This is a genomic window from Stenotrophomonas sp. CFBP8980, from assembly GCF_034046095.1.
GTDB classification, from domain to species: domain Bacteria; phylum Pseudomonadota; class Gammaproteobacteria; order Xanthomonadales; family Xanthomonadaceae; genus Stenotrophomonas; species Stenotrophomonas lacuserhaii.
Map to the genome: position 1 here is coordinate 185,771 of NZ_JAXCXF010000003.1, position 17,030 is coordinate 202,800.

General features: G+C 61.1%; 16 protein-coding genes. 5 read left to right on the forward strand and 11 right to left on the reverse strand.

What is annotated here, in order from left to right:
- Window position 1: 1 nt before the first annotated feature.
- On the forward strand, window positions 2-1,939 hold the full coding sequence (locus tag SOM47_RS09290) for a polysaccharide pyruvyl transferase family protein (protein ID WP_192084316.1): 1,938 nt from the start codon (window positions 2-4) through the stop codon (window positions 1,937-1,939).
- 19 nt (window positions 1,940-1,958) lie between these two features.
- Here the strand turns inward: SOM47_RS09290 and SOM47_RS09295 are convergent, their stop codons facing one another.
- From SOM47_RS09295 to SOM47_RS09340, 10 genes are all read right to left on the reverse strand, one after another.
- Window positions 1,959-3,362 carry a glycosyltransferase family 4 protein gene (locus SOM47_RS09295; protein WP_192084317.1) on the reverse strand — a complete coding sequence of 468 codons (1,404 nt, stop codon included), beginning with the start codon at window positions 3,360-3,362 and terminating at the stop codon, window positions 1,959-1,961.
- A 47-nt stretch (window positions 3,363-3,409) separates the two neighbouring features.
- Window positions 3,410-4,132 (reverse strand): glycosyltransferase, encoded by a 723-nt coding sequence (locus tag SOM47_RS09300; protein ID WP_192084318.1) that lies wholly within the window; start codon window positions 4,130-4,132, stop codon window positions 3,410-3,412.
- Window positions 4,133-4,152: 20 nt separating this feature from the next.
- Window positions 4,153-5,163: a UDP-glucose 4-epimerase GalE gene (galE, locus tag SOM47_RS09305; protein ID WP_192084319.1), complete on the reverse strand. Its 1,011-nt coding sequence runs from the start codon at window positions 5,161-5,163 to the stop codon at window positions 4,153-4,155.
- Between the two features lie 55 nt (window positions 5,164-5,218).
- On the reverse strand, window positions 5,219-6,781 hold the full coding sequence (locus SOM47_RS09310; protein WP_320505399.1) for a hypothetical protein: 1,563 nt from the start codon (window positions 6,779-6,781) through the stop codon (window positions 5,219-5,221).
- Window positions 6,781-7,911, reverse strand: a complete 1,131-nt coding sequence (rffA, locus tag SOM47_RS09315) for a dTDP-4-amino-4,6-dideoxygalactose transaminase (RefSeq protein ID WP_320505400.1) — start codon at window positions 7,909-7,911, stop codon at window positions 6,781-6,783. The genes SOM47_RS09310 and rffA overlap by 1 nt, the downstream gene beginning before the upstream one ends.
- A 30-nt stretch (window positions 7,912-7,941) precedes the next feature.
- Window positions 7,942-8,325, reverse strand: coding sequence for an EamA family transporter (locus SOM47_RS09320; protein WP_192084322.1), 384 nt, complete (start codon window positions 8,323-8,325; stop codon window positions 7,942-7,944).
- A complete protein-coding gene (locus SOM47_RS09325; protein ID WP_249404458.1) occupies window positions 8,322-9,077 on the reverse strand; it encodes a GNAT family N-acetyltransferase in 756 nt (251 codons plus the stop codon). Before SOM47_RS09325 ends, SOM47_RS09320 begins: the two co-directional genes overlap by 4 nt.
- Window positions 9,070-9,990 (reverse strand): glycosyltransferase family 2 protein, encoded by a 921-nt coding sequence (locus SOM47_RS09330; RefSeq protein ID WP_232767772.1) that lies wholly within the window; start codon window positions 9,988-9,990, stop codon window positions 9,070-9,072. Before SOM47_RS09330 ends, SOM47_RS09325 begins: the two co-directional genes overlap by 8 nt.
- Before the next feature lie 177 nt (window positions 9,991-10,167).
- Window positions 10,168-11,106 (reverse strand): electron transfer flavoprotein subunit alpha/FixB family protein, encoded by a 939-nt coding sequence (locus tag SOM47_RS09335; RefSeq protein ID WP_192084324.1) that lies wholly within the window; start codon window positions 11,104-11,106, stop codon window positions 10,168-10,170.
- Complete coding sequence (locus tag SOM47_RS09340; protein WP_320505401.1) at window positions 11,106-11,852, reverse strand: electron transfer flavoprotein subunit beta/FixA family protein; 747 nt, start codon at window positions 11,850-11,852, stop codon at window positions 11,106-11,108. The genes SOM47_RS09335 and SOM47_RS09340 overlap by 1 nt, the downstream gene beginning before the upstream one ends.
- A gap of 257 nt (window positions 11,853-12,109) precedes the next feature.
- Here SOM47_RS09340 and rfbB point away from each other — a divergent pair, with 257 nt between their 5' ends.
- The 4 genes from rfbB to rfbD are packed head-to-tail and all read left to right on the forward strand — an operon-like array spanning window position 12,110 to window position 15,522.
- A complete protein-coding gene (rfbB, locus tag SOM47_RS09345) occupies window positions 12,110-13,165 on the forward strand; it encodes a dTDP-glucose 4,6-dehydratase (protein WP_192084326.1) in 1,056 nt (351 codons plus the stop codon).
- Window positions 13,166-13,187: 22 nt separating this feature from the next.
- Window positions 13,188-14,075, forward strand: a complete 888-nt coding sequence (rfbA, locus tag SOM47_RS09350; protein ID WP_320505402.1) for a glucose-1-phosphate thymidylyltransferase RfbA — start codon at window positions 13,188-13,190, stop codon at window positions 14,073-14,075.
- Window positions 14,072-14,629: a dTDP-4-dehydrorhamnose 3,5-epimerase gene (gene rfbC, locus SOM47_RS09355; protein WP_192084328.1), complete on the forward strand. Its 558-nt coding sequence runs from the start codon at window positions 14,072-14,074 to the stop codon at window positions 14,627-14,629. Before rfbA ends, rfbC begins: the two co-directional genes overlap by 4 nt.
- Complete coding sequence (gene rfbD / locus SOM47_RS09360; RefSeq protein WP_320505403.1) at window positions 14,626-15,522, forward strand: dTDP-4-dehydrorhamnose reductase; 897 nt, start codon at window positions 14,626-14,628, stop codon at window positions 15,520-15,522. The genes rfbC and rfbD overlap by 4 nt, the downstream gene beginning before the upstream one ends.
- Window positions 15,523-15,607: 85 nt before the next feature.
- Here rfbD and SOM47_RS09365 read toward each other — a convergent pair whose 3' ends face one another.
- The gene (locus SOM47_RS09365; protein ID WP_192084330.1) at window positions 15,608-17,011 is read right to left on the reverse strand and encodes a mannose-1-phosphate guanylyltransferase/mannose-6-phosphate isomerase; all 1,404 of its coding nucleotides are present in this window, start codon (window positions 17,009-17,011) and stop codon (window positions 15,608-15,610) included.
- Window positions 17,012-17,030: the final 19 nt, after the last annotated feature.

Below are 17,030 nucleotides of genomic sequence, written 5' to 3' on the forward strand. Positions count from 1 at the left end.
AATGCTCTTCTACGCTGACGCGGAAAGTATCGAAGTTCTGCGATCCGGTCGCCCCAAGGCGGTGCTGCTCGGCAGCGACTTTGGCTATGGCAATTTCGGCGACGTGTTACAGCACGTCGGCGCGGTTTCGCACCTGCAGCAGACGTCGGCGCTGGATCTGGTTTCGATCTTCGCCCTTGAGGCCATCTCCAGATTCGTTGGAGTCGATGCGCTCAGGCGGGTTTACAAGGTCGATGCGTTGATGTTCGTGGCGACCGAGCCCCTGAACGACGAGGATCTGGCGCGCTTGGGGCTTCACCAGGTGCTGGTGGTCAACGCCGTTTCTCTGGTCCATCTGTATGGCGGGGGATTCCTCAACGAGATGTGGGGCGATTTCTCTCTCAGCATTGCCGAGGAACTCCTCCGCCAGCTCCCTGGAACTACTTACGTTATTTCGGGGCAACAGGTCGCTGCCGGCTATTCAAAACGAGTAGCCGAGCATGTCGCGACCTACAGGCCGCGTCTGGTAGGTGTGCGCGACCGCGACTCCCTGCGCAACGTTCAGGAGCAGGGCGTGTCTGCTGAGTTCTCCTTTGACGATGCCGTGGAGCAATTGCAATCGCTCTCTAGGCTGTATCAGTTTCGCCGAGGGGAGGGGGCCTTCCTTCACCTCAACTCCTCCGGCTACACGGGTAATGACACCGCATTGCTGGAGATGACGCATCATCTCTCACTGGTATCCGCCCGTATGGGCGGCTCGCAGCTGCCTGTCTTGTTCCAGGCGTTCCAGGATGGTCGCGAACAGGTGATCGACTCCTTGGAAACGGTCAAGCGGCTTGAACGGGCATTTCCATTTGCCGGCGTCCAAGCTGCGCTGCTCGTGGAGGCCATTCTGGCTCCGCCGGGAACGCGGGAGCCGCGCGTGCTGGTAGGTCAGTTCGGCTACTCCTGTTCCTACCACGTCACCATGTGGTTGCAGCTCAACGGCATTCCTTGCTGGTTGCGTGGCAGCAACAATTATTATGACCAGAAGCGCCGGTCGCTGGGAGTGGAAAATAGCTTCGAGTCCTTCCTGGAGACACTTCCGCTGGTTGAGCATGGAGCCAATCTGGAAGCGCGAAGCCGGTGGCTCGGCAAGCTTGATGCCGTAGTCGACAGCGCGGATCGCGAGGGAGGAGCGTTGATGTGGGAATCGATCGCTCCTGGACGGCGCCGATTCCATTTCAAGGGAGAGCCCCGGCTGGAGACGCTGCTGGGTGACAGTTGGCAAACGGTCACCCAGTTGCAGGAGGAAAAGGGTCAGCTACTGGAAAAGCATGCTGCGAATTCAGCCGACAGCCTGCTCAAGGAAGCGCAGCGACAGGAACTGGAGGCCAAGCTTGCGCAGATGCATGCGACGCTGCAGGCCGTGGAACAGGGTCGAGATGAGCTCTCGCTTCAGTTGCAGTCTGCCAGCGAACGTTGCGAGATCATGGATGCGGCGATTCAAGCGGCCAATGCCGCTGCCGCCGACGCCAACGGCCGCCTGGAACGTCTGTTTGATACATCGCTGCCCGCCGGCGAACGATTTGGCCACTTGGACCAGGTCCGGCGATATGTCCTCGAGCAACAGAGGATGATTGAGGATCGTCTTCTGGCGTGCAACGAGCAGCTCACCGCGGTTGGCTTCGAGGCTCGCCGCTACCGTCTGCAGGCCGAAGCGGAGCATGACGCGAGCGTGTATCACAGGGCAAGAGACGAGGCCAGCACGAAGCTCCTTCAGGAGATCATGGCCAGTCGTTCCTGGCGGTGGGCACGGCCGCTGCGGGTGGCTAACCGCTTCGCAAGAACCCGTCGTTTTGACGCCTCCGGGAACGTCGGGCTTTTCGAAGCGGCGCGTCTGGTAGGGAATCGCCTGCCAATTGCTTCCTCACTCAGGACGCGTATTGGCGGATGGCTTAGACAGCTGCGCAGGAGCTGAGCCCCTGCGGCAGCCGCTGTCACATGTCCGCGTAGCCCTCTATCCGACGCATGCCATTGGCAAATGATTCCCAAGTGAACAGGGCGACGCGCTCGTCCTGCTCACGCAAGCGCTGTTGCCGACTATCGCTGTTGGCCTGCAGCCCCTCGAGAGCCTGTACATAGTCCGCAGCGTCGGCATTCGCGGCGAGCAACCACCGCGCAGGCACCAGGTCGCGGATTCCACCCACATCTGGCGCCACAATAGGAAGGCCAGCTTGCGCGGCTTCCAGCAGCACGTTTGGCAGGCCATCCCAAGCGCTGGTGTAAACGTAAGCCAGATGCTCCGCAGAAACGATGTCACGGAAGCTGTCAAACGGGCCGTGCAACGTGACATTGTTCAAGCGGCGCAGTTCCTTGTGCACCGGATCGTCGGCGGCCAGGGCCGTTCCGTGGACGTCCCAATGCAGGTGCTTCATGCGGGATGCAAGCTGCAGCAGCAACTCCGGTCTTTTCTGGCGTTCGAGACGACTGGCCCACAACACACGGTTGCCTGCTGCATCCGCACGTGCCGCGCGTGTCATGTGTGGCGCAGGGAAATGAACGACCTTGAAAAGATCGTGGTTGATTCCCAACATGCGGTTCCAGCTCACCGGAGAAGCGCTGTTGTCTGTGATCACGGCATCCAGCAGGTGAGACGTAGTGGGAAGATGCCGCTGTGCGAGTCCATCCACCCGGCCGTCGACCGTAAATTCATCGCAATACAGTGAAGCGAAGACGCGCGTCTGTTGCCGTAAAGCCAAACCAAACTGCTCAAGCATTCTCCAGGCCGTATGCGAATTGATGATATGGATGCGGTCCGGCGCAAGTTGTAGCACGAGCCTGGCGAGCACGATTTCCGGCTCCCGCGTTGGCCCACTAAGCGCGGCCATTTCCTCGCCTGCATCGATGAACGCGACATCCCTGGGGAGGCGACCAGCCCAAGGCGAGTCTCCAGATTCGGTGGCAATGACCAAGGTGCGTTGCCCTAGGTCACCATGGCAAAGGTTTGCGTGATGCAGCGCCCCCAGATCGGCGCCACCGCGCTTGAGCCACGGCACGAACAGGATCGTGTCAAAGCGACGATTTCCCACCTCGTCCAGGATGCGCTGATACGCCGCGCCGGCGTCCACCCAGTGCGTGGGCGCGTAGCGGGCTACCGGAGCTGATTGGAGGAATGCGCCAGATGACAGCAGCGTGTCCACTTCCACGGCGAGGCCCCGCATATCATCAACCGCCCATGCGGGAAGTGTGCGCATCGGTTTTGCCGGTTCGCGCAGGTTCCTGCGCGCCAGAAGGCGGTCGACTGACAGTGACCCGCCTGCAGACGGGCAGACACGCCTGATCATCGCAAGTATGAGGGAAAGGAGTCGGCGCTGCGTGCTTTCCTGGAGCTTGGACAGCATCAGGCGATCCACGATATGGTAGATGCGGCGAATGAAGGCTCTGGAAGTCACGGGCGAGGCGCGAACAAGCGAGTTGGTGGGATGAGTGCACGGTTACCCGCATGGGCGTTGTTCAATGACCCCGACTCCTTCTTGCGCACGTAATGAGCGGTCTTTTCCGCTATAAGGTGGGGGTGGCCCAACGCCAGCGTTTGGCAGTTCCAGTGCCAGTCTTCAAAGCCGAATCCGGACTCTCCTGGACGTGCCAGTACGTACGGTGTTTCCAGATAGATGTCCTTGGCACCAAAACTGCATGAATTCCAAGGATTAGTGACCAGCATGCAGTTGGCGTCGAACTCTGCGGCATTGCTAGCGGTCTGCCACCAGATTCCGGTCTCTGCGCCGAATGTCACGATCAATTCGGGGTGCAGGATAACGTGCTCGTCACCGGCCGCGGTGTCCCAGCAACGGGTGATGAAGTCCGCAGACAGGTAATCATCACCATCGCAGATCAGGATCCATGTTCCCCTCGCTGACAGGATTGCAGCATTCCTGGAAAGTCCGAGATCGGCGCAGTGCACCTCCAGCAACTGGTCGATCAGTCCTGTGTCGCGGTGCATGGAAACAATGCGCGACGTCTCACTGTCGGCATTGTCAAGCGTAGCGACTACCTCCACTGCAATGCCTCGCCGCTCCGCAGCAAGTCTGCATCGACGAAGTGACAAAAGACTCTTGTGGGCCAATAGCCCTTCGCGGTGGAAAGTGATGACTGCTGAGATCTGGGGCAGCATTAGTGATGTCTGGATCCAGGTCAGGTGAGGGTCGCGCCGGAGTGGACTTGCCAGCGCCAGGCATCCACGCACATCTGGTTCAGGTCATGCATGGCGCGCCATCCCAGCACTTCGCGTGCGAGTGTCGGATCTGCGAAGCAGCTGGCTGCATCACCGGGCCTGCGATCAACAATGCGCACCGGGACGCTGCGACCACTGGCGCGCTCGAACGCGGCAACCACATCCAGAACACTGTACCCGTTGCCAGTACCCAGATTCACCGTCATGCTCTGACCATTCCCGACAATGTGATCGAGTGCCAGAACGTGGGCGACAGCCAGGTCCACGACGTGGATGTAGTCCCGAACTCCGGTTCCATCCGGCGTATTGTAGTCATTACCGAATACCTGAAGATACTCGCGTTGTCCGCTTGCAACCTGGGAGACATAAGGCATCAGGTTGTTGGGCGTGCCATTGGGCGATTCGCCGATCAATCCAGATGGGTGTGCTCCCACTGGATTGAAGTAGCGAAGTGAGGCCACGTGGAAGTGCGGGTCTGCAGCGACTTTGTCAGACAGCAACTGCTCGCAGACAAGTTTGGTGCGCCCGTAGGGATTGGTGGTGCGGGTCGGGGCGGACTCGGAAATGGGGCAGTGGTCAGGATCGCCGTATACCGTCGCCGACGAGCTGAAAACGAAATGGCGTACGCCAACCTCTTCCATGGCCTGCAGGAGGGTGATCGTTCCGGAAATATTATTGTCGAAATAATCGAGCGGGCGTCGCCACGACTCACCAACGGATTTCAGCGCCGCGAAGTGAATGACTGCATCAATCGAGTGCGACCTCAGGACCGTCTTCATCGCCTCGCCATCGCGGACATCGCAACGCGTGAACGCGACTTTCTTCCCTGAGATGGATTGAATGGCGTCAAGCACGTCAACCTGGCTATTGCTTAGGTTATCGCTGATCACGACATCGTGGCCGCTTGCCAGTAGTTCAATACAGGTATGTGAGCCGATGAAGCCGGATCCTCCGGTTACCAGAACTTTCATATGTAGACGTGGGCCCGAGATAGTTGGAAGGCAGGTGCAGTGGTGACCAGGTTGCTCATTGCATGCAAACGACAACCTCACCATTTTCCAGATGGAGTGAGGCAGGGTCAGGATACTTCGGCGATGTCGAGCAGAACTCACTGAATTCAGGTGCCAGACGAACCGTTTGATCACGGCCAGTGGCTTCGTCGAACAGCGGATCGAGCGCCCAAGCAACGCTCAATGCGGAAATATTGAGATCGCCTTGGGCGATTTCACGCGCCACATCGTGTCCCCAGTCAGAATCAACAAGCGCGAGCTTGGATGCCTGCCCGGAGAATTTCCCCACAGCCATCTGGGTAATGTCACGGGCCTGCATCTGGTCCCAGCGGTTGAGGCGTTGCTGGTTGGAAAGAATCTGAGTGCTGTGCGCCGAGAAAATTCCAGCGCTGGCAACGAGCAGCACACCTGCCAGTGTAGCCAAACGGCCACCACGTGCCGCAAGCAGTGCAATGGCGGCCGCCAAGGCGAAGGGAACAGCTATCAGTGTACGTGGCACCGGCCACCAGATCGTCGACGCCGCCGTCGGTATGAGTGCAGCGGCTGTAGCCGCCAAGAACGTCACAAGCGAAAGCCATCCCGCCCGCCGATACCCGCGCAAAGAGGAGGCAAGCAAGACAAAGAAACCTGCCAGTGCAAGGATTTTTGCTGGCCAGCCGGCGACGGTCTCCGAATCGGCCCATATAACCTGCACAAGTCCCATCAGTGCTTCGCTGCGTTGGCCAAGCATATCCGCCCCGATAAGCTCCGCGCGTTGGGTAGGCTCAAGGCCGAACATGAGCATGGTCATCTTCGCCACAATCGTACTGGTGGCGATGAGTACTGCACCGATCAACATGGCCCTGATGATCGGCTCAAGCCAGGCCCAACTGCCAGCAGATTTTCCCATGTAGGTGGGGGTGACGCCCATCTGCAGTCGCTGCATGTGCACGCACAACACAGCGATGGACATGTATGAAACGGCCAACTGATTGAATCCCATCGCCAGTGTCATGGCGAAAAGACTCGCCAGTACGTTGAATACCCTGGCTTCCTCCTGCTCCAATGCGAGGCGATACAGCCGGAGCGCAGCCCACAGGCTCAGGAACATCGCCGACATCGGCAATGCTGCCTGACGAAACGATACGTACTCTGCGTAGTAAGGATGGGAGCCCAGGAGGGCGCCGATGCCGACCGCAAGGATGGGGGAAGATCGCTTGGGGAGATCCAGTGCGTCCTTGAAGAACAGTCCGCTGAAAAAGGCGGTCGCAACCAGCCCTATTGTCGAAAAGCTGGCCATGGTCAGGTTGCTGGCATGCAGCACGACGTCCATCAGCGCACTGCCATAGCGTCCCTGTGACAGGAAGAAATCGACCAGGCTTTCGCCGGCGCCCCTGCGGATGATGCCGTAGTCATCAAGGCCATAGCCTGGAGTGAACCCGATCATCTTCGACGCAAGGAAAAAGCCGGCGTAGGACACCAGAAGCAACAGGCCTGCGTCGACACGATGTCCCCAGGACAACTGCGGTGTCGATACGTCTCTGCTTCCGGTCGGATCCGGATCCGCATTTGACGTTGGCAAGTCAGCTGTCATCTTCATCAGCCCTCACGGATCGACGCCTCGGCGGCGTCCAGGACTTCATCCATCTGCGACTCCAGGCCGAGCCAGAGCGGGAGGCGAACCAGCCGGTTGCTGATGTTGTTGGTGACGTCCAGCGTGCCGGAAGCTCGCCCCAACTGCTCTCCAGCAGGCGAAGAATGCAGGGGGATGTAGTGGAAGACAGTCTGAACGGCGCGAGCCTTCATGCTGGCAATGAAGCGGGCACGGGCTTCCAGGCTGGGTAGCAGCAGGTAATACATGTGTGCATTGTGCTCACATGCCTCCGGTATCACCGGGCGCCGCAAGGTGCCGTCGGCTTCGTGAGGCGCTGCCCACGCATGGTAGCGATCCCAGATTGCAAGGCGCCTGGCAGTGATCTCTTCGGCATCATCCAGCTGAGCACTCAGAAATGCCGCGATGATTTCACCTGGGAGGTAGGACGAGCCCACATCGACCCAGGTGTACTTGTCCACTTGCCCGCGGAAGAATCTACTGCGGTTGGTGCCTTTTTCGCGGATGATTTCCGCGCGCTCTCCATAAAAGGCATCTCGGCACAGCAGCGCGCCACCTTCCCCGGAGATGACATTCTTTGTTTCGTGGAAGCTGAAAGCACCAAGATCACCGATCGTGCCAAGCGCTCGCCCCTTGTAAGTTGACATGATGCCTTGGGCGGCATCTTCGACAACGGCCAGTCCGCGCCGCTGCGCAATATCAACGATCATGTCCATCTCGCAAGCCACACCAGCGTAATGGACAACACAGATAGCCCGAGTGCGCGGCGTGATTGCCGCTTCGATCAGTGACTCGTCGATGTTCAACGTGTCGGATCGCACATCGACAAAGACAGGAACTGCGCCTCGAAGTGCGAATGCATTTGCAGTAGATACGAAAGTGAACGAAGGCATGATCACCTCGTCGCCCGGTTTCAGATCCAGAAGCAGAGCGGCCATTTCGAGCGCCGCGGTGCAGGAATGCGTAAGCAAGGCTGTAGATACTCCGGTGCGCTGTCGCAACCAGGCGTGGCACTGCTTGGTAAACGGCCCATCCCCAGACAGATGGCCATTGGCATGAGCCTGGCTGATCAAGGGGAGTTCCTTTCCAGTCATGAACGGGCGATTGAACGGAATCATGAGGTCTCTTTGCGATGCGATTAAGTAAAATCAGCCTTGGCTGATTATGACCAGTCCGACAATAACGGTCACCAGTCCGATCGCCTTGGATGGAGTGAATGCTTCGCCGAACAGGGGCACTGCTGCAATACATACGATCACGAAGTTGAGCGCCATGAACGGATATGCCCGGCTGAGCTCCAGACGCGACACCGCCAACATCCAGCAGAGCGATGCGGCGAAAGCAGCAAAAAAGGCCGATACGACCCAGGGCTGGAGAAGAAGCTGCACCACCGTTGGCAGTTTGCCCAACCACCCTGCCGTGGTCGCCTGATACGAAGTCGCCTGCCATTTGATGACGAGCTGGCCATAGCTGGTCAGGATGATTGTTGCGGCAACCATCGACCAGGGAAAAAGTGTCGGGGATAAGTTCATGATGTGCTCCGCTGCGCGGCGATGCGCCGATCAATGTGGAAGGTGTCGTATGCACTTTCCAACAGTAATCCTGCACGGGACCATTGTCGCTGCACGGTGTAGTTCCAGATCTGCGTGGAAATGCTCAACCGGCCCAGTCCGGTTTCTGCATAGTGGTGCAGCAGGTGACGCAGCAGCGTTCCGTAATGGCCTCTTCTTTCGAAAGAAGGATGGACTGCGTTCAGTACGATTTCCACCCCGCGATCCTTGATGTCGCATGTGGCAAAACCAGCCGCAACGCAGTCGTCAAATACCAGCCACGTATCGCTGCTGGGGTCGGAGGGATCGGCTCGGCTTTGCGCCCACTCGACGTACCCATCAAGAACCTGCGCCGCAGGCAGTAACGGGTTGGCAGCATAATGCGCGCGGTAATTTTTGAACGCCGTGGAAGCGATGCTGCGGATCGCCTCGAGATCGGTGACCTCCGCAAGCCGTACGTTGGCTGCTGCCTTGGCGCTCGGCGCAGGCAAGCCCACGTCATAGTAGACCAGCGTATCGGCATGGATAAGGGCTTCGCCACGCTGGACAAGCGCGTTGGGGATTGCGCAATCGCCGGCGGGGAAACGGGCGATGATCAACTCAGCCGTAGAGGCTTGGATCGCGCTGATCGCGCTTGCCGCAGGAACGTGGCGGCCCAGGCTGGCGCGCTCCACGCGAATGGAGAAGCGGTTTGAATCTAGGGGCGAGTAGCTGAGCAGCGGCGATTCATTCATTCTCGTCGTTCCATGAGTCGCGCCAGATGATGTATTGCGGTCGTCTCTTGCTTTCGTTGTGCACACGTCCAACATACAGGCCCACTACGCCAATGCTGGCCATCAGGAAGCTGCCCACTAGCCATACCGAAGCGAGAATGCTGGTGAAGCCTGCTACGCGAATGTCGCCCACGAGGTAGCGGTAGACAGCAAACGCAGCGACGCACAGGCCGACACCGGCCAGTGCGAACGCTGCGGACATGACCAGTCGCAACGGCTTGTCGGAGAAGGACAGGGCGATCCGCGTGGCCATTTGCAGCAGCTTGCGCAATGTGTAGCTACTTCTGCCCTCCGTGCGTCGTCCGTGCTCCACGGAAATGCGCGCGGTTCTGAAGCCTGTCCACCGGGCAAGAAGAGGCAAGAATCGGTCCGTTTCCGGCATCGCGTTCATTGCATCGATGACTTTGCGGCTGTATGCGCCAAAATTGGCAGTACTAGGGTCGTAGCTTGTGTCAGTCAGCCAGCCAAGGGTGCGGTAGAACGCGCGGGATCCGGTGCGCTTCAACCAAGTGTCCCGTCGCTCGGTACGCTGCCCGAGGACAATTTCCACATCGTCGGTAAGTGCTTCTAGGAGGGCCGGAATTTCTTCAGGCACATCCTGCAGGTCGCAGTCCATGACAATGACGGCCGCGCCGCGCGTTTGCGCTATTCCGGCGCTGATCGCCGCATGTTGGCCGAAGTTTCTTGATAGTTTAAGGCCGCGCACTGCAGGATGAAGCGCGGAGAGTTCGCTGATTCTGCTCCAGGCCTGATCTGGACTGTCATCATCCACGAAAATGAGCTCGACGGTCCGGCCCATACCGCTAACGGCGGCCAATATGCGCTCGGTCAACTCTTCAAGACAGCCCGCGCATCCATAGACAGGAACGACCACAGATACCTCCAGACCAATCGGAAGACCCCGTGTGCCAGTCCGATCCGCAGTGTTCAATGACAGGGATGTTGAAGAATTTGGAGACACGCGGGTGAAGAATCCAATAGTTGGAACGGGAAGAGCGTCGGCCGCACAGGGCGGCCGACGTTGCGGAGCCTACTATTCCACAAATGAGCCCTACAGAGCTTTCTCCAGCTCGGGCAAAATCGTGAACAGGTCGCCCGCCAGTCCAATGTCTGCAATTTCGAAGATCGGCGAATCCGGGTCCTTGTTGATCGCCACGATGGTGCCTGCATCCTTGATGCCGGTCAGGTGCTGGATGGCGCCACTGATGCCGATCGCCACGTACAGCTCCGGCGCGATGATCTTGCCGGTCTGGCCGACCTGCAGTTCATTGGGCACGTAACCCGCATCCACGGCGGCGCGCGAGGCACCGACGGCAGCGCCCAGCTTGTCCGCCAGCTGGTAGATGACCTTGAAGTTCTCTTCCGAACCGACGCCGCGGCCACCGGAGACCACACGCTTTGCGCTCTGCAGGTCCGGGCGATCACTGCTGGCAGCAGCCAGGCCGAGGAAGCGGGTATGGGTCGGCAGGGCAGCGTCCACGCTCAGCGATTCCACGCTGGCGCTGCCGCCCTGGGCAGCTTCGGGCCAGGATGCGCTGCGCACGGTAGCGACCACGGTCTGGTCGGCCGGGGCCTCCACGGTGATGATCGCGTTGCTGGCGTAGATCGGGCGCTTGAAGGTATGGCTGCCTTCCACGGTCATCAGGTCGGACACCTGCGCGACGCCCAGCAGGGCGGCCACGCAGGGCATCAGGTCCTTGCCGAAGGTGGTGGACGGACCGAATACGTGGCTGTAACCGGCGGCGGCCTTGGCGATCTGCGGCGCCAGCACCTGCGCGATCGGGTTGGCGTTGGCGGCGTTGGCCACGGTCAGCACTTTGCTGACACCGCTGATCTTTGCCGCCTCAGCCGCAACCGCGGCCGGATCGGCAGCCAGCACCAGCACGTGCACTTCGGCGCCGCTGATGGCGGTTGCCGCACTGACGGTCTTGGCGGTGGCGGCGTTGAGCTTGCCGTCGTGGTGCTCGGCGATGACGAGAATCGTGCTCATTACAGCAACCCCTTCTGCTTGAGTGCGGCCACCAGCTCGGCGGCATCCTTGACCATTACGCCCTTGCTGCGCTTGCCTGGTGCGGCGTAGAGGGTGGTCTTCAAGGTATCCACGGCTTCAACGCCCAGATCCGCCAGCTGCAGCGTCTCCAGGGGTTTGGCCTTGGCCTTCATGATGTCGGGCAGCTTGATGAAGCGGGGCTCGTTCAGGCGCAGGTCGGTAGTGACCACGGCCGGCAGGTCCACTTCCAGCGTTTCCAGGCCGGCATCGACTTCACGGGTCACCGTGGCCTTGCCATCGGCAATCTCGACCTTGCTGGCGAAGGTCGCCTGCGGGCGGCCCCAGATCGTGGCCAGCATCTGGCCGGTCTGGCTGGCGTCGTCATCGATTGCCTGCTTGCCGAGGATGACCAGCTCCGGCTGTTCCTTCTCGATCAGCTTGAGCAGGGCGCGGGCCGCGGTCAGCGGCTGGATGGCCTCGTCGGTGACGATGTGGATGGCGCGATTGGCACCCATGGCCAGGCCGTTGCGCAGGTGCGCCTGGGCGTCGGCCGGGGCAATGGTGGCGACGATGACTTCGCTGGCGATGCCCTTGTCGCGCAGGCGCAGGGCTTCTTCCAGCGCGATTTCATCGAAAGGATTTGGAGACAGCTTGACGCCGTCGGTCACCACGCCGGAGCCGTCCGGCTTGACCTGAATGCGGACGTTGTAGTCCACCACGCGCTTGTACGCGACGAGGATTTTCATCTGGTACGGGTCCTTCACTATCGGGGGTCGTCCGGTCCTGGCAACAGCAACCGGTTCGGGGGTGGGACCCCGATTCTAACTGGCGATTGGCGACCATGCGAATGCGTATGGTTAGCTTAACGATGGTGCATTGCGGCATGGTGCAGTCCATTCATCCCCCGGAGACGCCTTCTATCGAGGCCCGTTGTATCCTTTGGGGCTGAATCGCCCGCGCTTTGGAGGCCTGGACATTCATCACATTACAGGAGAAACAGGTAGTGCCCACTTGGCTTGTCACCGGCGGCGCCGGATTCATTGGCGGTAATTTCGTCCTCGAAGCAGCAGCCCGCGGCGTCAAGGTCATCAATCTTGATGCCCTTACCTATGCCGGCAACCTGAAGACCCTGAGCAGCCTGGAAGGCAATCCCGACCATGTCTTCGTGGAAGGTGGTATCGGTGACAGTGCGCTGGTATCGCGCTTGCTGGCCGAACACCAGCCCGATGCGGTGCTGAACTTCGCCGCCGAAAGCCACGTCGATCGTTCCATCGACGGCCCGGGTGCCTTCATCCAGACCAACGTGGTCGGCACGCTCGGCCTGCTGGAAGCGGTGCGCGACTACTGGAAGGCGCTGCCGGCCGACAAGGGCGTGGCGTTCCGCTTCCTGCACGTGTCCACCGATGAGGTCTACGGCACCCTCGGCGAGACCGGCAAGTTCAGTGAGACCACGCCGTACGCGCCGAACTCGCCGTACTCCGCCTCCAAGGCGGCGTCGGATCACCTCGTGCGCGCGTTCCACCATACTTACGGCCTGCCGGTGCTCACCACCAACTGCTCCAACAACTACGGGCCGTACCACTTCCCGGAGAAACTCATTCCGCTGGTGATCGCCAAGGCGCTGGCCGGCGAGCCGCTGCCGGTCTACGGCGATGGCAAGCAGGTGCGCGACTGGCTGTTCGTATCCGACCACTGCGAAGCGATCCGCACCGTGCTGGCCAAGGGCCGCGTCGGCGAAACCTACAACGTGGGCGGCAATTCCGAAAAACAGAATATCGAAGTGGTGCAGGCGATCTGCGCACTGCTGGATGCACGTCGTCCGCGCGAAGATGGCCAGCCGCGCAGCAGCCAGATCACCTATGTCACCGACCGCCCGGGCCACGATCGTCGCTACGCGATCGATGCGTCCAAGCTGAAGGACGAACTGGGCTGGGAGCCTGCTTACACGTTCGAGCAGGGCATTGGCTTCACCGTCGACTGGTACCTGGACAACCAGGAATGGGTGAACGGCGTGCTGGATGGCAGCTACCGCCTGCAGCGCATCGGCACCACCGCCTGAGCCCTCAAAGGACCTCGTACCCATGACGCAGCGTAAAGGCATCATTCTGGCCGGTGGCTCCGGCACCCGGCTGTATCCGATCACCAAGGGCATCAGCAAGCAGCTGCTGCCGGTATATGACAAGCCGATGATCTATTACCCGCTCAGCGTGCTGATGCTGGCGGGCATCCGTGAAGTGCTGATCATCAACACCCCGCACGAGCAGGCGCTGTTCCAGCAGTTGCTGGGCGACGGTTCGCAGTGGGGCATGGACATCCAGTACGCCGCCCAGCCGAGCCCGGATGGCTTGGCCCAAGCCTACCTGATCGGCCGCGAATTCCTGGACGGCAAGCCCAGCTGCCTGGTACTCGGTGACAACGTGTTCCATGGCCATGGTCTGACCGAAGTGCTGAAGCGTGCTGACGCGCGCGCCGATGGTGCCACCGTGTTCGGTTACTGGGTCAACGACCCCGAGCGTTACGGCGTGGCTGAGTTCGACAAGGATGGAAAGGTGATCGGCTTGGTCGAGAAGCCGGCCAAGCCGCGTTCCAACTACGCGGTGACCGGTCTGTATTTCTACGACGGCAAGGCCAGTGAGTACGCTGCTGAACTGAAGCCCTCGCCGCGCGGTGAGCTGGAAATCACCGACCTCAACCAGCGTTACCTCGACGAGGGTGCACTGCACCTGGAGCCGCTGGGTCGCGGTTACGCGTGGCTGGACACCGGCACCCACCAGTCGCTGCTGGAGGCTTCGAACTTCATTGAAACCATCCAGACCCGCCAGGGCCTGCAGGTCTGCTGTCCTGAAGAGATCGCACTGGGCAACGGCTGGATTGACGTGGCCCAGCTTGAGTCCTTGGCCGCACCGCTCATCAAGAATGCCTACGGCCAGTATCTCCATGCTTTGGCCCAGCGGGGTTCGATTCCGTGAAAATCGTCCAGACTCAGCTCCCAGGATGCGTCGTACTGGAGCCTCGGGTTTTTGGAGACGCCCGCGGATTCTTTTTCGAGGGCTGGAACAAGGAGCGTTTTGAGGCCGAGGGATTGCAGATGGACTTTGTCCAGAGCAACGTCTCGTCGTCCTCACGCGGCGTGCTGCGTGGCCTTCATTACCAGTGGCCTCGGCCGCAAGGAAAGCTGGTCAGCGTTCTGGAGGGTGAGGTCTACGATGTAGCAGTGGATATCCGTCAAGGCTCTCCGACGTTCGGAAAACACGCGTCAGTGATTCTCAGCGCTGAAAATCGGCGGCAGCTCTGGATCCCGGAGGGCTTCGCTCACGGATTCGCGGTGTTGTCCGAGCGCGCTCTGTTCCACTACATGTGCACCGACGTTTACGTGGCGGAGGCGGATTCGGGACTTCGCTGGAACGATGCCGACGTGGCGGTGGACTGGCCGATCTCCAATCCGACGTTGTCGGCAAAGGATGAGGCTGCCCCGTTCCTGAAGGACATCGCCGAAGACCGCCTGCCGGTGTTCGTCGCATGACGATCCTGCTGTTCGGCGGTAACGGCCAGGTCGGCCAGGAGCTGCTGCGTGCGCTGGCCCCGCTGGGCAAGGTGGTTGCCACCACGCGCAGCGGCCTGCTGCCGGATGGCAGCGCCTGCGAGGTCGCGGACTTCAACCAGCCTGATTCGCTGGTTGCGATGCTGGATCGCGTGCGACCCGCCATCGTGGTCAACGCAGCCGCTTATACGGCGGTGGACAAGGCGGAGCAGGACGTGGAGGCGGCCTTCCGTGCCAATGCCGAGGCGCCTGGCGTGATCGCACGCTGGTGCGCGGCTGCCGGCGTGCCGTTTGTGCATTACTCCACTGACTACGTGTTCGATGGTGAAGGCACCGCGCCGTACCACGAAGACCAGCCGACCGCTCCGCTGGGCGTGTACGGCACCAGCAAGCGCGACGGCGAAGACGCGGTGCGTGCTGCCTGCGGGCGCCACCTGATCTTCCGCACGGCGTGGGTATATGCCTCGCACGGTGCCAATTTCCTGCGCACGATGTTGCGCGTGGGGGCCGAGCGTGAAGCATTGCGGGTGGTGGCTGACCAGGTTGGCACGCCGACGCCGGCAGCGCTGATTGCGGATGTCACCGCAAAGGCCCTGCAGCACACGGGCGGGCTGTCCGGCACCTGGCACCTGACTGCTTCCGGGCAGACCAGCTGGCATGGCTTCGCCGAGGCGATCTTCGCCGAAGCCCTCGCACGTGGCGTCCTGGCCAAGGTGCCGAGCGTGGAAGCAATTGCCACCTCGGAGTACCCGACGCCGGCCAAGCGGCCGTCCTGGTCGGTACTGGACAACCGCAAGCTGCAGCAGGATTTCGGCATCGCGCTGCCAGCCTGGCAGGACGGGTTGAAGCGGGTGATCGGCGAGATCGCGGGCTGAATCGTACCGTGGGGTCAGAGTCCTTCCGCGACGCGGAAGGACTCTGACCCCGTCTCCGAGGTGGGGTGCGTGGACCTACGGTCGGCTACTGCCGACCATACGTATCTTCAAAGCGCACGATATCGTCTTCGCCCAGATAGCTGCCGGACTGCACTTCGATCAGCTCCAGCGGCAGGCGTCCCGGATTGCGCAGGCGGTGGGTGACGCCGAGCGGGATGTAGGTGCTCTGGTTTTCGCTGAGCAGCAGCACTTCCTCACCTCGGGTGACCTCGGCCGTGCCGCTCACCACGATCCAGTGTTCGGCGCGGTGATGGTGCATCTGTAGGCTCAGCGTGCCACCGGGCTTGACCGTGATGCGCTTGACCTGGAAACGTGCGCCGTTGTCGATGGAATCGTAGGCGCCCCACGGGCGGTACACTTTGCGGTGCCAGGTGGCCTCGCTGCGTCCTTCGGCCTTCAACTGGGCCACCACCGCCTTGACCTCCTGCATGCGGTCGCCTTTGCCGACCAGCACCGCGTCGTCGGTTTCTACAACGATCACGTCATCCAGCCCGACCATCGCCACCAGGCGTTGCCCGTAGGCATAGGTGTTGCGGCAGTCGATCGCGATGACATCGCCCTGGTGCGCGTTGCCGTCGCCATCCTGCTGCGATACGTCGCGCAGGGCGGTCCACGATCCGACGTCATTCCAGCCGGCGTCCAGCGGCACCACCATTGCATCGGCGGTTTTTTCCATCACTGCATAATCGATGGAGTCCGAAGGCACCGCGGTAAACGCTTCCTTGTCCAGGCGGGTGAAGTCGGCATCGCGGCGGGCCTTGCTCCAGGCATCGCAGCTGCTGGCCAGCATGGCTGGCTGGAAGCGTTCCAGTTCCTGCAGGTAACGCGACGCCTTGAACAGGAACATGCCGCTGTTCCAGTAGTACTGGCCACTGGCTACATAGTCGGTCGCGGTGGCAAGGTCCGGCTTCTCGACGAACCGCTCGACCGCGCGGGCGCCTTCTCCCGCGGCCGCCTTGATGTAGCCGTATCCGGTCTCCGGACCGGTCGGCACGATGCCGAAGGTCACCAGCTTGCCTGCCTCGGCAGCGCCTGCCGCCTGCTCGACCGCGCGTAGGAAAGCGGCGTTGTCACTGATCACGTGATCCGATGGAAGCACAAGCAGCAGCGCGTCAGCGCCCTCACGGGTTGCCTCCAGGGCTGCTACCGCGATGGCCGGCGCGGTATTGCGGCCGACCGGTTCCAGGATGATCGCGGCAGGCTCGGCACCCACCTGCTGCAGCTGCTCGGCGGCGACGAAGCGATGCTCCTCGTTGGCGATGACCAACGGTCCGCGCGCGGCGATGGCTTCGACGCGCTTCCACGTCGCCTGCAGCATGGTCAGCTCGCTGGCCAGCGGCAGGAACTGCTTCGGATACGCCTCGCGCGACAAGGGCCACAGGCGCGTGCCGGAACCACCGGACAGGATGACGGGCTGGATGCTGTTCATGGGTACGGACATCCTGATG